The sequence below is a fragment of the Sphingomonas sp. IC-56 genome (assembly GCF_021043375.1).
Taxonomy (GTDB): Bacteria; Pseudomonadota; Alphaproteobacteria; order Sphingomonadales; family Sphingomonadaceae; genus Sphingomonas.
Genome location: NZ_JAJNDV010000002.1, coordinates 178,194 through 196,524, shown reverse-complemented (window position 1 = coordinate 196,524; position 18,331 = coordinate 178,194). Strand labels below are relative to the sequence as shown.

Below are 18,331 nucleotides of genomic sequence, written 5' to 3'. Positions count from 1 at the left end.
GGGGGGACGGGAAGGGGGAAATCGTTCGCGTGGAGACTCCCCGTCATCCCGGCCTTGAGCCGGGATCCCGCTACCTTTCAGTGGCAGAAGAAGCGGGACCCCGGCTCAAGGCCGGGGTGACGAAGTAGGGGTGGGGCTCGCAACCTAGGTTCGGGTGACGAAGTGGAGGAGAGGTGCCCTCACCCCCACAGCGCTGACGAAGCAGAGGATGTGGTCAGAGGCGGTGTTCGCCCTTGACCCAGCGGACGGTGCCCGAGCTGGCGCGCATCACCACGCTCTCGGTGGTCATCTTGCCGCGCATGCGCTTGACGCCGGCCAGCAGTGAGCCGTCGGTGACGCCGGTTGCGGCGAAGATGCAGTCGCCCTTGGCCAGGTCGTCGAGCGAATAGATCTTGTCGAGATCCTCAATGCCCCATTTGCGCGCGCGGGCACGCTCGTCGTCGTTGCGGAACAGCAGCCGGCCCTGGAACTGGCCGCCGACGCAGCGCAGCGCCGCGCAGGCGAGTACGCCCTCTGGCGCGCCGCCCGAGCCCATATAGATGTCGATGGTGGTGTCGGGATCGGTGGTGGCGATCACGCCTGCGACATCGCCATCGCCGATCAGCATCACGCCGCAGCCGATCGCGCGCAGTTCGGCGATCAGTGCTTCATGGCGGGGACGGTCGAGCACGCAAGCGATGATGTCCTTGGGCTCGACACCCTTGGCGGCGGCGAGCGCGCGGATATTCTCGGTGGGCGACTTGGCGAGGTCGATCACGCCATGCGGATAGCCCGGGCCAACCGCGATCTTGTCCATGTACACGTCGGGCGCATTGAGCAGCCCGCCTTCCTCCGCGACCGCAAGCACGGCCAACGCGTTAGGACCAGCCTTGGCGCAGATGGTGGTGCCTTCCAGCGGATCGAGTGCGATGTCGATCTTGGGACCCGAGCCTTGTGCCGCGCCGACCTTTTCGCCGATGAAGAGCATCGGCGCCTCATCGCGCTCGCCTTCGCCAATCACGACGGTGCCGTCGAGATAGAGCTGGTTGAGCGCCTCCCGCATTGCCTCGACCGCAGCGGCATCGGCCGCCTTCTCGTCGCCGCGCCCGGTCAGCGTGGATGCGGCAATGGCGGCGGCTTCGGTGACGCGCACCATTTCGAGCACGAGCACGCGGTCGAGGACGTGGCTGGCGGTCTGCATAGGTTTGGAATTCCCTGATGAACTTGGGTCCGGGGATAGGGAGGGGCGCCGCGCGTGTCGAGGCTGCTAACGTTGTCACGCGGTGCTTCGCAATTCGGCCATGATGTTGCGGGAGGCTGTGGCACGCAACCGGAGGCCCGCGATGCTGATGCTGCTGTTGATGGTCCAGGAGGTGCCGGCGCTCGACGCGGCCATGAGCAGTTATCGGGAACTGACTCGCGTGGAGCCCGCGTGCAAGCGCAGTACGCAAGGGGATGAGGTGGTGATCTGTGCGCGGCGCCAGGCGGACCGCTATCGGGTGCCGTTGGCGACCAGCTATGGTGGCGATGAACTGCCGGACAAGCGGGTGGCCAAGCTGCTCGATACGGCGCCGCCGCCTTGTGGGCAGGGGGCGTTTACGGTGAAATGTGGGGCGGTTGGGGTGAGTACGACGATGGGCGGCGGGCGGCCGCCGCGGGTCTCGTTGCGGCCTTTGGCGCCCTAGCGGCTTCGGGTTCGCTTACCCGGTTCCCCGGCGGAGGCCGGGGCCCAGTTGCAAGCGGTTTGTCGCAGCGGAGCTCCGCTTCCCCGAGCAGCCCGAAGCTGGGCCCCGGCCTTCGCCGGGGAACTGGTTGGTTGCTGGTGACCGAGGTATGTAGAGGCCGGTGCCCTTAGTCGCCAAGGATGTGCATCCACATCGGTTCGCCGACCAGGCTTTGCGAGCCGCGCAGTTTTTCGAGCGCGTGGGCGACGCTGCGTTCCGGGACTTCATGGGTGACGATCGCGACAAGCACGCTGCCATCGGGGTTGGCGGCGCGCTGGATCAGGCTTTCGATCGAGACGCCAGCGTCGCGCATCGCCGCGGCGATTTCGGCGAGGACGCCGACCTTGTCGGTGACGGTCAGGCGGACATAGGCGCGGGCGCGGCGTTCGCCGGCGTCGGCGGCCCCCTGCGCGAGGAGCGCGTCGGCGGGCATGGCATAGGGCGGGCCGAATTCGCCGCGAGCGATGTCGATCAGGTCGGCGACCACGGCGCTGGCCGTCGGGCCGTCGCCCGCGCCTGCGCCTTGGAACAGCAGGCGGCCGACGAAATTACCCTCTGCCACGACGGCGTTGGTCGAACCCGTGACATGCGCGAGCGGGTGGCTCAGCGGGATGAGGTGGGGGTGCACGCGCTGGAACAGGCCGTGCGGGCCGGCGTCGGCGAGGCCGAGCAGGCGGACGCGGTAGCCGAGTGCTGCCGCCTCGGCGATGTCGGCGGCGAGGACGTGGCGCACGCCGCTGACCGCGACTTCGCCGAACGCGGGCTCGGTGCCAAAGGCGAGGCTGGCGAGGATCGACAGCTTGTGCGCGGCGTCGACCCCGTCGATGTCGAAGCTGGGATCGGCCTCGGCATAGCCCAGGCGCTGTGCTTCGGCGAGGATGTCGGCGAAGTCGCGGCCTTCGGCCTCCATCTTGGACAGGATGAAATTGCAGGTGCCGTTGAGGATGCCATAAACGCGCGTGACGACATTGGCGGCGGCGCCTTCGCGCAGGCCCTTGATGACCGGGACGCCGCCAGCGACCGCGGCTTCGAACTTCAATGCGGCGTTGGCGGCTTCGGCGGCGCGGGCGAGTTCCAGCCCGTGATGCGCGATCATCGCCTTGTTGGCGGTGACGACGTGACGGCCGGCGGCAAGTGCTGCGCGGACCAACGCGACGGCGGGGCCGTCCGACCCGCCGACCAGCTCCACCACGACATCGGCGCGCGGATGGCGGGCGAGCTCGGCAGTGTCGTCGACCCAGTCGAAGCGGCTGATGTCGATGCCGCGGTCCTTGGTGCGATCGCGCGCGGAGACGGCGACCACTTCGATCGGGCGACCGGCGCGGCGGGCGATAAGCTCGCCATTGGTGTCGAGCAACCGAATGACGCCCGCGCCCACGGTGCCAAGGCCAGCCAGTGCGATGCGAAGCGGTTCGGTCATTTGCAGGTCCCCCCTAGAAAGTGCGGCGGCAAAGCCGAAGCTCTGCCGCCGCCTGCTCCTAGCCGTTCCCCGCGAACCGGGGGAAGATAGGATTACTTCTTGATAAGGCCGATCTCGACCAGCCGTTCCTGAAGATAGTCGTGCGAGCTGATCGGCTCGGGATAGCGGTTGGGCCGGTCCTCGCTCACGCAGCCCGGCAGCGTCTCGATGATGAAGTCGGGCGCGGGATGGAGGAAGAAGGGCATCGAATAGCGCGAGTTGCCGCGGCGCTCGGCCGGCGGGTTCACCACGCGGTGAGTGGTCGAGGGGAGGACGTGGTTGGTCAGCCGCTGGAGCATGTCACCGACATTGACCACCATCGCGCCCTCGGGCGGCTTGACCGGCAGCCACTGGCCGTCGCGGTCGAGCAGCTCGAGGCCTGCTTCCTCGGCGCCGAGCAGGAGGGTGATGAGATTGATGTCCTCGTGCGCACCCGCGCGGACCTCCGGTGCGTCGGCGGCGACGGGGGGGTAGTGGAGCAGGCGCAGGACCGAATTGCCGTCCTTCACCGCAGGATCGAACCAGTTGGGGTCCAGGTTGAGATAGCGCGCGATGGCCGAGAGCAGCTTGTCGCCCGCGGTGTCGAACGCCTGGAACAGCTCGATAAAGGTCTCGCGGAAGCCCTCCGGCTGGTTCGGCCAGATGTTGGGGGGCATATAGTCGCCGAACCGGTGGCCCTGGGCTAGCTCGCGGCCGATGTGCCAGAATTCCTTCAGGTCGACATGCGTTGCGCCCTTGGCGATCTCCGTCTTGAACGGGGTGTAGCCGCGCGCGCCGCCCTGGCCGGCGATCAGATAGCTGCGCTTCTCTTCCTCGGGCAGGTCAAAAAAGGCCTTGGTCATCGCCCAGGCGCGTTCGATCAGATCCTGGGGCACGCCGTGATCGCGCACGACCGCGAAACCGAAACGCTGAAAGGACTGGCCGAACGCCTGGGCGAAGCCTTGCGGGTCGGACTGCTGGTCCGCCAGCGACAGCGCCGGGATTTCGGCAAGAATGTTGGACATGTGAGTCTCCGAGGGGATATTGCCGCCAGTTAGCCGCTCCGGCCAGTTGCGAACAAGCGGCTCGGCTCGATTGCCGTGATCGACATGCGCGATTGGGGTGACGGACGGAGCGCGATGGGCCATGGGCACGCGCATGAGCCAGCCCGACCTGACCACCGATAGCGCCAACCAGGCGCCGCTGCGATTCGGCGAGTTCGTGGCGCTGATCGCCTCGATGATGGCCCTGACGGCGCTTGGCATCGACGCGATGCTGCCCGCGCTGCCGGCGATCGGCGACGCGCTGGGCGTCGCCGAGCCGAACCACCGTCAGTATATCATCACGGCATATCTGATCGGCTTTGCGGTGGCGCAGCTGGGCTACGGCCCCTTGTCGGACCGGTTCGGGCGGCGGCCGGTGCTGGGCATCGCGCTGTTTTCCTATGTGCTGACGAGCGCAGTGGCGGCTGTGTCGGGCAGCTTTGTGCTGTTGCTGATCGCGCGCGTGGCGATGGGCACCGCGGCGGCGGGCGCGCGGGTGGTGACGGTGGCGCTGGTGCGCGACTGTTTCGCGGGCCGCGCGATGGCGCGGGTGATGAGCCTCGCCTTCATGGTGTTCATGGCCGCGCCCATCTTCGCGCCAGCATTTGGACAGGGCGTGCTCTCGGCAGGCGGATCGTGGCGGATGATCTTCTGGGGCGTGGCGGCCGTTTCGCTGGTGGTGGTCGCTTGGTTCTGGCTGCGCATGCCGGAGACGCTGGCAGCGGACGCGCGGCAATCGCTGCATCCGCGGCGGATCGTGGCGGACTATGCACTGATGCTGCGCGACCGGAGCGCGGTCGGCTACACCCTTGCCACCGCACTGCTCTCGGGCGGGCTGTTCGGGTTCATCGGATCGGTGCAGCAAGTGATGGAGGACGTGTTCCACCGCCCGACTTTGCTCGTCTATGTGTTCGCGGCGGTGGCGAGCACCATGGCGCTGGGATCGTTCCTCAATTCACGGCTGGTGATGAAGCTGGGCACGCGGCGCATCTCGCATTCGGCGCTGAGCGGGCTGACGGTGCTGGCGGCGGTGCACCTGGGCGTGGCGCTGGCCGAGGTGGAGACGCTTTGGACCTTCGCCATCCTCCAGGCGATGATGATGGGCTGTTTCGGCCTGGCGACGTCCAACTTCTCGGCCATGGCGATGGAGAAGATGGGCAAGATCGCCGGCACCGCGTCCAGCCTGCAGGGTTTCGTCACAACGCTGGGCGGAGCGTTGATCGGCGCGTATATCGGCCAGCAGTTCAACGGTACCACCGTGCCGCTATATGGCGGGTTCCTGGTGATGGGCGTGCTGGCGTTCGGCGCCGTGCTGTTCGCCGAGCGGGGGCGGCTGTTCCGCCCGAGCTGAGCGCTTCGTCGCGGGCGCGTGGAACGAGTGAGGCCCGATCACCGTTCGCGCTGATGAACCGGGGCACGCACGCCCCAGGTACAATGACGAGGACAGGCGATGGGCGGCAACCAGGTTCCCCCGCATTCCACCGACACTTGGGATGCCGAAGGCTATGACGAGGCGCAGCGCGCCGAGATCATCGAGGCGACCAATGACGCTCCCAGCAACGGCAACATCCTGACCGACATCCCCGTGGATCTGGGTGACGATGGCGATGACGACGACACCGACGAGCTGACCATGGTCGATGACGAGCTGGGCGAGGAAGACGACGACGTCGCGCTGGCGCTGGACGACATGCGCGAGGATGAGCTTCAGGCCGATCTCGACGACGAGAACGTCGATGAAGACGAACTCGACGACGAACTGGAAGATGGCGACGACACCGCACTGCGCCCCTGACGGTCGGGCTGCCGGGGAACGGGCGCGCCTTGCTGACGTTCCCCGGTAAGCACAACATGGGTTAGAAGTTACATGCGCCTGTTCCTGCCGCTTGCCGCCTGTACCCTGGCTGCCTGCTCCAACCAGCCAGCAGACAATGGGTCGGCGAACGTGGAGGTCGCGGCCGCGGACGCGACAGTCAACAGCGCAGGCGAAGGGCGGTCATTGGAGGCGGCCGACCGCGGAACGCCGGCTGCGCCGGCCGATACGGCCACGCCGATCTCACAAACGGTGACCCCGCCGGCGCCCGGCGAACCAGGCGGGCTGCCCGATGACCGTACGCCAGTCAGTGAGGCGCCGTTTACCGAAGACAGCGCGCAAGGCGCGGCCAATGTGGTCCAGACCTATTACGCGCTGCTCGAAGCAGGCAAATATCGCGAAGCCTGGGCCTTGTGGCGCAATCGCGGGCAAGCTTCCGGCATGAGCGCGCAGGCTTTTGCGGCGAGCTTTGCCAGATATTCCGAATATCATGCCAATGTCGGCGCACCGGGCCGGATCGATGCGGGTGCGGGGCAGCGCTATGTTACGGTGCCCGTGCAGGTTTATGGCCGGCTGAAGCAAGGCAATCGGCCGTTCAACTTGCTCGGCAGCGCGACGCTGCGCCGGGCAGGCGATGTGGATGGGGCGACCGCCGAGCAGCGGCGCTGGCGGATCGAAAGCATCGAGGTTAAGCCGCGCGGCGAGGCCAAGCCCGCGCCTTCCGACCCGGGGGCGAAGCCGGCATCGCCCGCCGAGGAGATTGCCGACAACCGGTCCACCGCACGCTATCGCTGCATGGACGGATCGCGGCTGGTCGGCGCGTTCGACCTCGACCATGATCGCGTCACGGTGTCGCGCGGCGGCAAGGTTTTGGCAACTCTGCGCCGACAGCGGGTCGCCTCGGGCGTCGGCTATGCGGCCAAGGGCTATGAGCTGCGGGCCAAGGGCAGCGACATGACCTTTACCGCGCCGGGCCAGCCGCCGATCGCGTGCCGCGTCATCGATTAAGCCGCGCTTCCTTTCGCGGGCGCCATATGGCTAGACTGGCGCCATGACGCGCTTCACCACTCGCATCACCGCCGGGCCCGACGACATCGACGAGCTTGGCCATGTCAACAATGCGGTCTGGGTGAAGTGGATACAGGAGATTTCGGTCTCCCACTGGCGCGCGGTGGCGGACGAGGCGCATGTCGACGCCTATATCTGGGTCATCACTCGGCATGAGATCGACTATCGCGGCAATGTTCGCGAAGGCGAGGCAGTGACTGCTGAAACCTGGCTGGCGGACGGCCCGCGTGGGGCGCGGTTCGACCGGCACATGCGGTTCATCGGCGATGACGGGAAGGTGAAGGTGGAGGCGGTTACCACCTGGGCGATGCTGGATCGCGAGAGCGGGCGACTGGTGCGGGTGACGCCGGAGGTGATTGCGCCGTTTCTGCGGTGAGGGGGTGTCGCCGCTAGCGCCACGCGGCAATCGTTCGATCGAGCAGTTCCCCGGCGAAGGCCGGGGCCCAGCTTCGGCGCACCATGTGGCGGAAGCCTGCACTTTCCACCGTATTGCAGCTGGGCCCCGGCCTCCGCCGGGGAACTAGTGTTTTGCTCTTCCATCCGGCCGTGGTGCTTGTGGAGAAGCCCTCTGCGTCACGCTTTGCGTGCCACCTCCCCCGCTTACGCGGTGGAGATATTGTTAGCCGCTGTTGCGTAGCGCAGTGGCGATGGCGTTGATCGACAGGAGGATGCCTTCGCCGATGCGGGGGTCGTCTTCGCCCGCGCGATGGCGCTTGAGGAGCTCGATCTGGAGAAGGTTGAGCGGCTCGATATAGGGGAGGCGCAGGCGAATGGAAGTTTCGAGGCCCGGATGCTTTTCCAGCAGGCGGGTCTGGCGGGTGATGGTCAGCAGCCCGTCATGCGTCGACTGCCAGCCTGAATGGATGCGGCCGAATACCTGATCGCGCAGCGCGGGGTCCTCGACCATCGCGGCATAATGCTCGGCGATCGCCATGTCGGATTTGGCGAGTACCTGTTCCATGTTGGCGAGCGTCGCGGCGAAGAACGGCCAGGCGGTCGCCATCTCGCGCAGCAGGCCCTTGTCCTCAAACGCTTCGATTGCGGCGCCGACGCCGTACCAGCCCGGCAGCATCACGCGGGCCTGCGCCCAGCTGAACACCCAGGGGATGGCGCGCAGATCCTCGATCGCGTCCGATTGCTTGCGGCTGGCCGGGCGCGAGCCGATCTTGAGCCCAGCGATTTCGGCGATGGGCGTGGCCTGGCGGAAGAAGGTCTTGAAGCCTTCGGTTTCATAGACCAGCCCGCGATACGCCTTGAACGCAGTGTCGGACAGCTGGTTCATCGCCGCGGCGAAGCGGGCGGCGTCGGCAGGCGCCAGCTGCTCGGGCTCGAGGCTGGCGATGAGCGTGGCCGAAGCCATCGCCTCCAAATTGGTCATGGCACTAGCGCGGCTGCCATATTTGGCGGCGATCACTTCGCCCTGTTCGGTGATGCGGATGCGGCCCTGCACGGTGCCGGGCGGCTGGGCGAGGATCGCCGAGAAGCTGGAGCCGCCGCCGCGCCCGACTGCGCCGCCGCGCCCGTGGAAGAGCTGCATGGCAAGGTCCGCACGCTCGAACACCGGCTTGAGGGCGGTGGAACCGCGCGACAGCTGCCAGGTAGAGGTGAGATAGCCGCCATCCTTGTTGGAATCGGAATAGCCGATCATCACTTCCTGGTGCCCGCGTGCAGCAGCGATCGCCGCGACTTCAGGGAGCGCAAGCCAGGCTTCCATGATCGCCGGCGCGCCCTCCAGGTCGGCAATGGTTTCGAACAGCGGGATCGCCATGACATGCGCCTGGGGCTCGTCGCCGGGGATGTAGAGCCCGGCCTCTTTGAGCAGCACATGCACTTCGAGCAGGTCGGACACGGATTGCGCCATGGATACGATGTAGTGCGTGATGCACTGGCGCCCGTACTTGCCGTGCGCCTCCGCCGCGGCGCGGACGATGGCGAGTTCGGACGCGGTCTCTTCCGAATAGGCGGCATAAGGACTGGTCAGCAGCCTGGGGCTGGCAAGCTCGCGGCGGAGTAGCGCGACGCGGGCATCCTCGTCGAGCAGGGCATAATCGTCCTCGACCCCGGCGGCGTGCAGCAGCTCGGCGACGACCCGCTCATGCACCGCGCTGTTCTGGCGCATGTCGAGCGTGGCGAGATGGAAGCCGAAGGTGTCGACCGCACGGATCAGCCGACCGAGCGCACCGCCGCTGGCGAGCGGGTCGTTCGGATCGGCGGAGAGGCCGCGGGCGATGATGGCCAGTTCCTCGCGTAGTTCGGCGGGATCGGCATAGGCTTGGCCGGGGATCGGCGCGGGGCGGGCAGGAGGCTTGTCGGCGAGCTTTTCATGCGTCGCGGAGAGCCGGGCGTAGATGCCCGACAGCGCGCGGCGATAGGGCTCGTCCCGACGGCTCCCGCCGGTGTCGTGGCTCGCCTCGGCCAGCTTGAGCAGGTCTGCGCTGACCTGAACATGCTCGGTGGAGATGGACAGTTCGGCGCCCAGCGCGTGCACCGCGTCGAAATAATAGCCGAGCACCGCCTGGGAGGAGCGCGCCAGCACGAGGCGGAGCGAGTCCGCGGTGACGAACGGATTGCCGTCGCGGTCGCCGCCAATCCAGTTGCCGGCGCGCAGGAAGGAGGGGACGCGCTCGCCCAGCGCTCGGTCCCAGCGGGCATAGAGCGCGGGCAGGACGGGCAGGAACACGTCGCTCAGGTACGACAGCGCAGTTTCGATCTCGTCGGCGACGCCCAGCTTCTCGCGGCGCAGCACCCGCGTCTGCCACAGCAGCGCGATCTGGCGCAGGATCGCCTCATCCACCTTGTCGCCGTCGGGGGTTTCCTCCAGCCCGTGATCCTTGAGCCGCATCAGTTCGGCGATGCGGTTCTTGTGGTCGATCATCGACTTGCGGCGCACTTCGGTCGGGTGCGCGGTGAGCACCGGGACGATCAGCGCATGGCCGAGCAGCGCCTTGACCGCGTCGCGGCCAATGCCGCTGCCCGCCAGCCGTTCCAGCGCCGAGGTGACATCGGCCTGCGGCTCGGTCTCGGAGCCGTGGCGGTCCTCGACCAGGTTGGCGAGCATGGAGAACAGCATGAAGCCGCGCACGAAGTCGAGCGTCTCGTCCAGCGACAGGCGGTCCAGACCGGGATCGATCGCCCCGGCGCCGGCGACGCCGCGATGGCGGTCGACCGAAGTGGCGCGGATATATTCGATTCGCTTGAACAGTTCCTCGCCGCCATAAGCGCGGATCACGTCGCCGAGCAGGCGTCCAAGGAAGCGGATGTCCGGGTTGTTCGCGATCGCCAGGCTAGCCATGGCGGCATTTGCTGCACTGCGCATGGAAGCCGGTCAACCGAAACACTTGTTGTCGTCGCGCAACGAAGGCTTGTGTGCTACGGCAAGCAGAGCAACAATCTTGCGCATCGGCGGGCGCTTCTTACCTAGTGAGCGATGAACCCTGCCCAGCTTGCCGCGCGATCGCTGAAGACCGCCCTGATCGGGCAAGTGCGTTCGGTGTTTCACGATTCTTCGCGCGGTGAGCGCCCGGTGGTGCGGCAGGCGAACGGGCTGTTCGGGCCGCAATCGGTGACCTGGCGCGTGCATGGCGACCTGACCAGCATGATGGTGGGTGGCGTCGCCTCGCTGCTGCTCCAGATGCTCCACCCCGCGGTGCTGGCCGGGGTGTGGGACCATTCGCGTTTTCGCGAGGACATGCATGGGCGGCTGCGGCGGACGGCGCGCTTCATCGCCGTGACCAGCTATGGCTCGCGCGCGGAAGCGGAGGCGATCATCGCCAAGGTGCGGCAGGTGCATGGCTTCGTCCATGGGACGCTGCCGGATGGCACGCCCTATCGCGCCGACGATCCCCGGCTGCTCGCCTGGGTGCATGTGACCGAGAGTATCAGCTTTCTCGACGCGTGGCGGCGCTATGCGGAGCCGGGCATGTCGCTGGCCGATCAGGACCGCTATTTCGCCGAGGTGGCGGTGGTGGGCGAGAAGCTGGGCGCCGATCCGGTGCCGCATAGCCGGGCCGAGGCCGAGGCGCTGATCGCGGCGATGCGCCCTGAACTGCTGGTCGACGCCCGCACCCGCGACGTGGCGCATGTGCTGCTCAACCAGCCTGCGCCCAGCGTTGCCGCCAAGCCGTTTCAGACACTGACCTTTCAGGCCGCGATCGACTTGCTGCCCCCTTGGGCGCGGCGAATGCATGGGCTCTCCGGCCCAGGATTGGCGGCGCCGGCGGTGCGGGCGGTGACCCGGGGCGCGGCCGAGACGATGCGGTGGGCGTTTCGCTGAGGCACTGACGTCAGGCGGGCTTGCCAGCGCTTGTGGGGTGCCGCATCGGTGCGGGCACCGTTTTCTTGTTCAGGGGCATGATCTTGCGCGTACACCTTCTCGCCGCCAGTGCCATTGCGGCGATCCTATCGGCTTGCACGACCACCGGTGGCGACAGCGCTCCGGCGGTCGAAACTCCCGCTGCGCCGGTCGCTAGCCAAGCGGACGCGTCGGCGGCGCTCCACGCGCTGTTCAAGCAGAGCGACGAGGACAGTCTTCGCCGCAATCCGCTGAACGCGCTGTTCCGCGGCGACATGCGCTATGCCGACCAGCTCGGCGACATGATCAGCGACGCCTATTACGACGCCGAGCGTGCCGCGGGCGAGAAGGACCTGGCGGCGCTGGGGCGGATCGACCGTGCGGTGCTGTCGGCCACCGACCAGCTCGCCTATGACATCTTCAAGTGGCAGACGCAGCTCGGACTGCGCGCGCTCAGCCCGGAGCTCCTCTCGCTCAGCGTGGTGCGGCCGATCGATCACTTTAGCGGCATCCACACCTTCTATCCCGACCTCGCCTCGGGCCAGAGCGCCGCGCCGTTCAAGACGGTAAAGGATTACCGCGACAGCATCAGCCGGCACCATCGCTATGCCCAGATCATCGACGCGTCGATCGCGCGGTTCCGCGAGGGGCTGGCGGCGGGCGTGGTGCAGCCCAAGCTGGTGGTGCGCAATGTCATCGACCAGCTCGACCTCCAGCTGAAGCAAGGGGTGGAGGGATCGACCTTCTACGCGCCGCTCAAGGCGTTCCCCGCCGAAGTGCCGGCGGCGGACCAGGCACAGCTGCGCGCCGAGACCGCGGCGGTGATCCGCGACGAGATCCGCCCGGCCTATCAGCGGCTGCGCGACTTCCTGGCCAAGGAATATTTGCCCGCGGCGCGGGAGAATGTCGGGTTGGTCAATATGAAGGGCGGGTCCAAGCTTTATGCCTTTCTGATCGAGCAGAACACGACGCTGCCGCTCTCTGCCGATAACGTCCACAATCTAGGCCTGAGCGAAGTGGCGCGCATCCAGCGCGAGATGGAGGCCGTGAAGACCCAGGTGGGCTTCAAGGGCGACCTGCCAGCGTTCTTCGAGTTCCTGCGCACCGACGCCAGGTTTCGCCCGGCAAGCAAGGATGCACTGCGCGACGAATATTATGCGATCGGCAAGCGGGTGAACGCGCGGGTTGGGCAGATCTTCTCGACCCTGCCCAAGACGGGCCTCGAGATTCGCCCAGTGCCCGATTACCGCGAGAAGACTGACGCGGGCGGGTCCTATATGTCGGGTGCGCCCGACGGATCGCGGCCGGGCGTCTTCTACTACAACACCTATGACCTGCCCTCGCGTTCGACCTGGGGGCAGGAGACCTTGTACCTGCACGAGGGTGCGCCGGGGCACCATTTCCAGATCAGCCTGGCGCAGGAGAATGCCGAACTGCCCAACTTCATGCGGTTTGGCGGCAACACGGCCTATGTCGAGGGCTGGGCGCTTTATGCCGAAACGCTGTGGGACGAGCTGGGGATGGAGACCGATCCGTATCAGCGGTTTGGCGGGCTGAACGACGAGATGCTGCGCGCCATGCGGCTGGTGGTGGATTCAGGTATCCACGCCAAGGGTTGGACCCGCGACCAGGCGATCAAGTACATGCTCGACAACAGTTCGATGAGCCGCACCGACGCGACCAGCGAAGTCGAGCGCTACATCGCGATGCCGGGCCAGGCGCTGGCGTACAAGGTCGGCCAGCTCAAGATCCTGGAACTGCGCGCCCGGGCCGAGCAGGCGCTTGGCAGCAGGTTCGACTTGAAGGGATTTCACGAGCAGGTGCTGATGACCGGCGCGCTGCCGATGCAGATCCTGGAGCAGAAGATCGACCGCTGGATCGCCTCGCGCCGGGGATGACGCGGGCCATGATCCCGGCGGCTTCGAAGGTCGAAGCCGCCCGGATCGGTGCGTTGATCAGACGTCCAGATTGGCGACGCTGAGTGCGTTTTCCTGGATGAAGTCGCGGCGCGGCTCGACCACGTCGCCCATCAGCTGCGTGAAGATCGCGTCGGCGACATCGGCCTGGTCGGCCTGGACCACGAGCATCGAGCGGTTGGCCGGATCCAGCGTGGTTTCCCACAGCTGCTCGGCATTCATCTCGCCCAGACCCTTGTAGCGCTGGATCGACAGGCCCTTGCGGCCTGCGGCCAGGATGGCGTCGAGGAGCTGCGAGGGACGCGACACCAGGGTCTGGCCCTTGCCGACGGTGACGGGTTCTTCCTCACCCTCGATCGCCATTGCTGCCTCGACCTCGGTCGCGGGAACCGCCTTGGACGGCACCAGCTTGGAGGGGTGGAGGTAGCTAGGTGCCTGTTCGGAGGCGAGCGTGTGGAGTTTGCGCGCCTCGGCCGAGACGAGGAACACCGCCTCCACGATGTGGTGGTCGGTCACGCCGCGCCACAGCCGCTCGAAATGATAACCGCCATCCTCGGTGATCCGTGCCGACCAGCGCGCCTCGGGATCGGCGGCATCGAGCCGGTGGACGGTAGTCTTGAGGCTCTCCCCGCGCTGCTCGCGGCTTGCTTCGGGATCAAGCCCGCCGCCCAGCGCCAGCACTTCGATGATGTCCGCCGAATAGCGGCGCGGCACATAGCGCATCAGCGTGCGCATGCGCCGGGCATGCTCGACCAGCTCGCGCAGATCCTCGCCCGACCGCTGCGATCCGCCAGTGTCGAGCACATTGCCGCCGACGCCCGCGTCGACCAGATACTGGTCCAGCGCGGCATCGTCCTTGAGGTACACTTCGCTGCGGCCCTTGCTCGCCTTATACAGCGGCGGCTGGGCGATATAGAGGTGCCCGTTGGTGATGATCTCGGGCATCTGGCGGTAGAAGAAGGTCAGCAGCAGCGTGCGGATATGCGCGCCGTCGACGTCTGCGTCAGTCATGATGACGATCTTGTGGTAGCGCAGCTTCTCGATGTTGAAATCGTCGCGGATGCCGGTGCCGAGCGCCGTGATGATCGTGCCGATCTCACGGCTGGCGAGCATCCGGTCGAAGCGCGCACGCTCGACGTTGAGGATCTTGCCGCGCAAGGGGAGGATCGCCTGGAAATGGCGGTCGCGGCCCTGCTTGGCCGAGCCGCCGGCCGAGTCACCCTCGACGAAGAACAGTTCGGACTTGGCGGGATCGCGCTCCTGGCAGTCGGCGAGCTTGCCGGGAAGCGAGGCGATGTCCATGACGCCCTTGCGGCGGGTGAGCTCGCGCGCCTTCTTGGCAGCTTCGCGCGCAGCGGCGGCGTCGATCACCTTCTGGATGATCTGCTTGGCCGTGGCGGGGTTCTCCTCGAGCCACTCGGCGAGCTTGTCGGCCATCAGCGATTCGAGCGGCTGGCGGACTTCGCTGCTGACCAGCTTGTCCTTGGTCTGCGAGCTGAACTTGGGATCGGGCAGCTTGACTGAGACGATGGCGGTCAGGCCTTCGCGCATGTCGTCGCCCGTGAGGCTGACCTTTTCCTTCTTCAGCATGCCGGACTTGTCGGCATAGCTGTTGAGCGTGCGGGTCAGCGCGGCGCGGAAGGCGGCCAGGTGCGTGCCGCCGTCGCGCTGCGGGATGTTGTTGGTGAAGCAGAGGACGTTTTCGTAGTAGCTGTCGTTCCACTCCAGCGCGACATCGATGGTGACGTCGTCGCGAGTGCCGCTGATCGCGACGGGATCGGGCATCAGCGCGACTTTGTTGCGGTCGAGATACTTCACGAACGCGGCGATGCCGCCTTCGTAGAACAGCTCGATCTCCTTGACATCTTCGTGCCGGGCGTCGCGCAGGATCAGCCGCACGCCCGAATTGAGGAAGGCGAGCTCGCGATATCGGTGTTCGAGCTTGTCGAAATCATATTCGGTGATCTTGAAGGTTTCCGGCGAGGCGAGGAAGGTCACGCGGGTGCCCTTCTTGCCGTCTGCCGGGCCGATCACCTTGAGCGGCGCCACCGCGTCGCCATGCGCAAAGCGCATGTAATGTTCTTCGCCGTCGCGCCAGATGTTGAGATCCAGCCATTCGGACAGCGCGTTCACCACCGAGACGCCGACGCCGTGCAGGCCGCCCGACACCTTGTAGGCATTGTCGTCCGAGGTGTTCTCGAACTTACCGCCGGCGTGGAGCTGGGTCATGATGACCTCGGCCGCCGAAACACCTTCCTCGGAGTGGATGCCGGTCGGGATGCCGCGGCCATTGTCCTCGACGCTGACCGAGCCGTCGGCGTTGAGCTGGATGATGATCCTGTCGCAATGGCCGGCCAGCGCCTCGTCGATCGCGTTGTCCGACACCTCGAACACCATGTGGTGGAGGCCCGAGCCGTCATCGGTGTCGCCGATATACATGCCCGGACGCTTGCGGACCGCGTCGAGGCCCTTGAGGACCTTGATCGAATCTGCGCCGTAGCTGTTCTGATTGGGAGCGTTGGTGTCGTCGGTTGCCATGCCCAGCATATAGGGTCCGCGCCGGTGAAACGGAAGCGAAATGGCACCCGTGGCGGGGGCGTCGCGACGCGGCCAGCCAGCGTCTATGCCGATCGATCAGGGTAGTGGTTACCGCAGGCGGGGCGGTGGCTGTTTAGTCGATCCTGCCATGCGCAACGGCATAGCGCGTGGCATTGCCCGGCACCGCGTCGAACAGGCCGGCTTCGGTGCCCGTCATCCACACCTGGCCCTTACCCGCCAGGCGCTCGAACAGTGCGGCGCGGCGGCTGGGGTCGAGGTGTGCGGCGACTTCGTCCAGGAGCAGGATAGGCGCGCGGCCGACGCGGTCGGCGACCAGTTCGGCATGGGCGAGGACCAGGCCGAGCAGCAGCGCCTTTTGCTCGCCGGTGGAGCAGAGTTGGGCCGGTTGGTCCTTGCTGACATGGGTGACGAGCAAGTCGCTTCGGTGCGGGCCGGCGAGCGCGCGGCCGGCGGCGGCATCGCGGCGGCGATTGTCGCGCAGGTCGCGGGCGAGGGTGTAGGCGTCGCCGGTACAGCCCTCCAGCGCCAGACCAGCGCGCGCGAACACGCTTTCCGGTTCGGCGGCCAGGCGGTCGCGCAACAGGGTCACGGCGCTCTCGCGCTCGCGCTGGATGGCGGCGCCGTGTTCGGCCATGCGCGCCTCCAGTGCGGCGAGCCAGTTTGGATCGGGGGGCGTGTCGTCGGCGAGCAGGCGATTGCGCTGGCGCATTGCGGCTTCGTAACGCGTGGATTCGTGGGCGTGACCTGGGGCGAGCGCCAGCGTCAGGCGATCGAGGAAGCGGCGACGCTCGCCGGGGCCTTCCATGAACAGCCGGTCCATCGCCGGGGTAAGCCACAGCACGGTCAGCCATTCGGCGAGCACGGTGGCGGCTGCTGCGGCGCCGTTGACCCGCACCAGCCGGCGTTCGGGCGCGGCGCTCTGGGTGCCGGTGCCGATCTCCACATCACCGAGGCTGGCCGCCACGCCGAAGCCGCCGCTGCCGCCCTGGCGCGCCATCTCGCTCAACGGCGCGCGGCGTAGGCCGCGGCCCGGGGCGAGCAGCGATACCGCCTCCAGGATGTTGGTCTTGCCCGCGCCATTTTCGCCGGTGAGCACGACGAAGCCGGTGCCGGGAGCCAGCACGGCGTCGGCGTGGTTGCGGAAGTCGGTCAGGACGAGCCGAGTGACGGGCATGGCGCGGGTCCTAGCGCAGCCACTTGCCGGGCGACAGCACTTCGCCGATGAAGGCGCGCGAAACTGCAAGGAATTCCAATGATGCGTATCCGTTTCGCCGTGGCCGGGGCGCTGCTCCTCGCCGCCTGTTCCAAGTCGCCTGAAGATGCGACCGCTACCTATAAGCTGGGCGGTCAATCCGCCGGGATGACGCTGAAGGTCGCCGCCAATGGCGACGCGCGCATCGACATGATGGGCAACACGCTGATCCGCAAGGACGGCGTCGACTATCTGGTAGGCAAGGACAGCCAGGGAACGGTGGTCGCGAAGATCGACGATCTGGGCCAGGTGATCGGCACCGCCATGAAGGAATCGGGTGCCAAGCCGCCAGCGCCGCCGCAGCAGCCGGACTATGAACTGGCGAAGACGGGTACCGAGACGATCGCCAACCTGCCCGGCGAGTTGTGGAAGCTGCGCGCCAAGGGCGGCGCGCCTGCGCCGGGCGGCGAGCTCGACGCGGTGATCGCGACCGATCCGGCCTACAAGCAGATGGGCAAGGCGATGCTGCTCCAGACGCGGATGATGACCTTGGGAATGCGCGAGAGCGGCCAGCCGGAGAACAAGGTCGACAAGAAGGTCGAGGAACTGATGAGCAAGGGCCTGGTGCTGCGCATGGGCCAGGGCGTGACGCTGGAAAAGGTGGAGAAGGCCAAGTTCGATGCCGACACGTTCAAGCTGCCCGCCGCAGCGCTGGGCCGCGACGCGCTGACCGCGCGGTTCAAGGCTGAGCGCGACAAGATGGAAGCGGCGCAGAAGGCTGCGGCAGCGCAGGGTGGGCAGATGCCTGCGCCTCCGGCGGCGCTCAAGGCGACCCCGGCGAAGTAAGATTGGTGGCTCTCCACGGGTGTGACCGCCCGGGAGAGCTTCACCGTCCCACGGGAGGCGAAACGAAAGCGGTCGCTCGCTCGTTCGGTGGCGAAACAGGGAGAGCGACGATGCGTTTTGCGGCTTTTGGAATGGCGGGATTACTGCTGCTGGGCGCGTGCGGCAGCCAGGATCCGCGCGAGCAGCAGATCGACAATATCGAGGACGCCGCCGAAGCCGTGGCGGACAATATCGAGGATGAGGCGGAGCGGCAGGCCGACGCCATGGAAGCCGAAGCCGAGCAGCTGACCAACCAGGCCAAGGCGGTGACCGGATTCGAGGCAGAGCGGCTCAAGGCACGCGCCGAGGCGCTGAAGCAGCAGGCGCGCATCCTGGAGCGCCAGGCCGATGCGCGTGCCAAGGCAGTGGAGGACCGCGCCAAGGCCGAGGTGAGCACGATCCGGGCGCAGTAGAACCAGTTCG

General features: G+C 67.0%; 15 protein-coding genes. 9 read left to right on the top strand and 6 right to left on the bottom strand.

Going from position 1 to position 18,331, the window contains the following annotated elements; all coding sequences use genetic code 11:
• Positions 1–214: 214 nt before the first annotated feature.
• The gene (gene glpX / locus LQ953_RS04095) at positions 215–1,180 is read right to left on the bottom strand and encodes a class II fructose-bisphosphatase (protein WP_231029397.1); all 966 of its coding nucleotides are present in this window, start codon (positions 1,178–1,180) and stop codon (positions 215–217) included.
• Between the two features lie 142 nt (positions 1,181–1,322).
• Between glpX and LQ953_RS04090 the strand changes: the two genes are divergently transcribed.
• Positions 1,323–1,664: a hypothetical protein gene (locus LQ953_RS04090; protein WP_231029396.1), complete on the top strand. Its 342-nt coding sequence runs from the start codon at positions 1,323–1,325 to the stop codon at positions 1,662–1,664.
• Between the two features lie 166 nt (positions 1,665–1,830).
• Here LQ953_RS04090 and LQ953_RS04085 read toward each other — a convergent pair whose 3' ends face one another.
• Positions 1,831–3,123, bottom strand: a complete 1,293-nt coding sequence (locus tag LQ953_RS04085) for a homoserine dehydrogenase (protein WP_231029395.1) — start codon at positions 3,121–3,123, stop codon at positions 1,831–1,833.
• A 92-nt stretch (positions 3,124–3,215) separates the two neighbouring features.
• Positions 3,216–4,166: an isopenicillin N synthase family dioxygenase gene (locus LQ953_RS04080; RefSeq protein WP_231029552.1), complete on the bottom strand. Its 951-nt coding sequence runs from the start codon at positions 4,164–4,166 to the stop codon at positions 3,216–3,218.
• Positions 4,167–4,299: 133 nt separating this feature from the next.
• Between LQ953_RS04080 and LQ953_RS04075 the strand changes: the two genes are divergently transcribed.
• From LQ953_RS04075 to LQ953_RS04060, 4 genes are all read left to right on the top strand, one after another.
• Complete coding sequence (locus LQ953_RS04075) at positions 4,300–5,535, top strand: multidrug effflux MFS transporter (RefSeq protein WP_231029394.1); 1,236 nt, start codon at positions 4,300–4,302, stop codon at positions 5,533–5,535.
• A gap of 99 nt (positions 5,536–5,634) precedes the next feature.
• Positions 5,635–5,979 carry a DNA primase gene (locus LQ953_RS04070; protein WP_231029393.1) on the top strand — a complete coding sequence of 115 codons (345 nt, stop codon included), beginning with the start codon at positions 5,635–5,637 and terminating at the stop codon, positions 5,977–5,979.
• Positions 5,980–6,051: 72 nt separating this feature from the next.
• Positions 6,052–7,005: an MliC family protein gene (locus LQ953_RS04065; RefSeq protein ID WP_231029392.1), complete on the top strand. Its 954-nt coding sequence runs from the start codon at positions 6,052–6,054 to the stop codon at positions 7,003–7,005.
• A 43-nt stretch (positions 7,006–7,048) separates the two neighbouring features.
• Positions 7,049–7,441: an acyl-CoA thioesterase gene (locus LQ953_RS04060; protein ID WP_231029391.1), complete on the top strand. Its 393-nt coding sequence runs from the start codon at positions 7,049–7,051 to the stop codon at positions 7,439–7,441.
• Positions 7,442–7,684: 243 nt separating this feature from the next.
• Here LQ953_RS04060 and ppc read toward each other — a convergent pair whose 3' ends face one another.
• Entirely contained in the window at positions 7,685–10,357 is a 2,673-nt protein-coding gene (ppc, locus tag LQ953_RS04055; protein ID WP_231029551.1) for a phosphoenolpyruvate carboxylase, read from the bottom strand.
• A gap of 135 nt (positions 10,358–10,492) precedes the next feature.
• Here ppc and LQ953_RS04050 point away from each other — a divergent pair, with 135 nt between their 5' ends.
• On the top strand, positions 10,493–11,338 hold the full coding sequence (locus LQ953_RS04050) for an oxygenase MpaB family protein (protein WP_231029390.1): 846 nt from the start codon (positions 10,493–10,495) through the stop codon (positions 11,336–11,338).
• A gap of 77 nt (positions 11,339–11,415) precedes the next feature.
• Positions 11,416–13,254, top strand: a complete 1,839-nt coding sequence (locus tag LQ953_RS04045; protein ID WP_231029389.1) for a DUF885 domain-containing protein — start codon at positions 11,416–11,418, stop codon at positions 13,252–13,254.
• A 57-nt stretch (positions 13,255–13,311) separates the two neighbouring features.
• Here LQ953_RS04045 and gyrB read toward each other — a convergent pair whose 3' ends face one another.
• Entirely contained in the window at positions 13,312–15,819 is a 2,508-nt protein-coding gene (gene gyrB / locus LQ953_RS04040) for a DNA topoisomerase (ATP-hydrolyzing) subunit B (protein WP_443026539.1), read from the bottom strand.
• A gap of 124 nt (positions 15,820–15,943) precedes the next feature.
• Complete coding sequence (gene recF, locus LQ953_RS04035) at positions 15,944–17,005, bottom strand: DNA replication/repair protein RecF (RefSeq protein ID WP_231029387.1); 1,062 nt, start codon at positions 17,003–17,005, stop codon at positions 15,944–15,946.
• Positions 17,006–17,086: 81 nt separating this feature from the next.
• Here recF and LQ953_RS04030 point away from each other — a divergent pair, with 81 nt between their 5' ends.
• Together LQ953_RS04030 and LQ953_RS04025 are read left to right on the top strand one after the other, a co-directional pair.
• Positions 17,087–17,869 (top strand): hypothetical protein, encoded by a 783-nt coding sequence (locus LQ953_RS04030; protein WP_231029386.1) that lies wholly within the window; start codon positions 17,087–17,089, stop codon positions 17,867–17,869.
• A gap of 110 nt (positions 17,870–17,979) precedes the next feature.
• On the top strand, positions 17,980–18,321 hold the full coding sequence (locus tag LQ953_RS04025) for a hypothetical protein (RefSeq protein ID WP_231029385.1): 342 nt from the start codon (positions 17,980–17,982) through the stop codon (positions 18,319–18,321).
• Positions 18,322–18,331 lie beyond the last annotated feature (10 nt).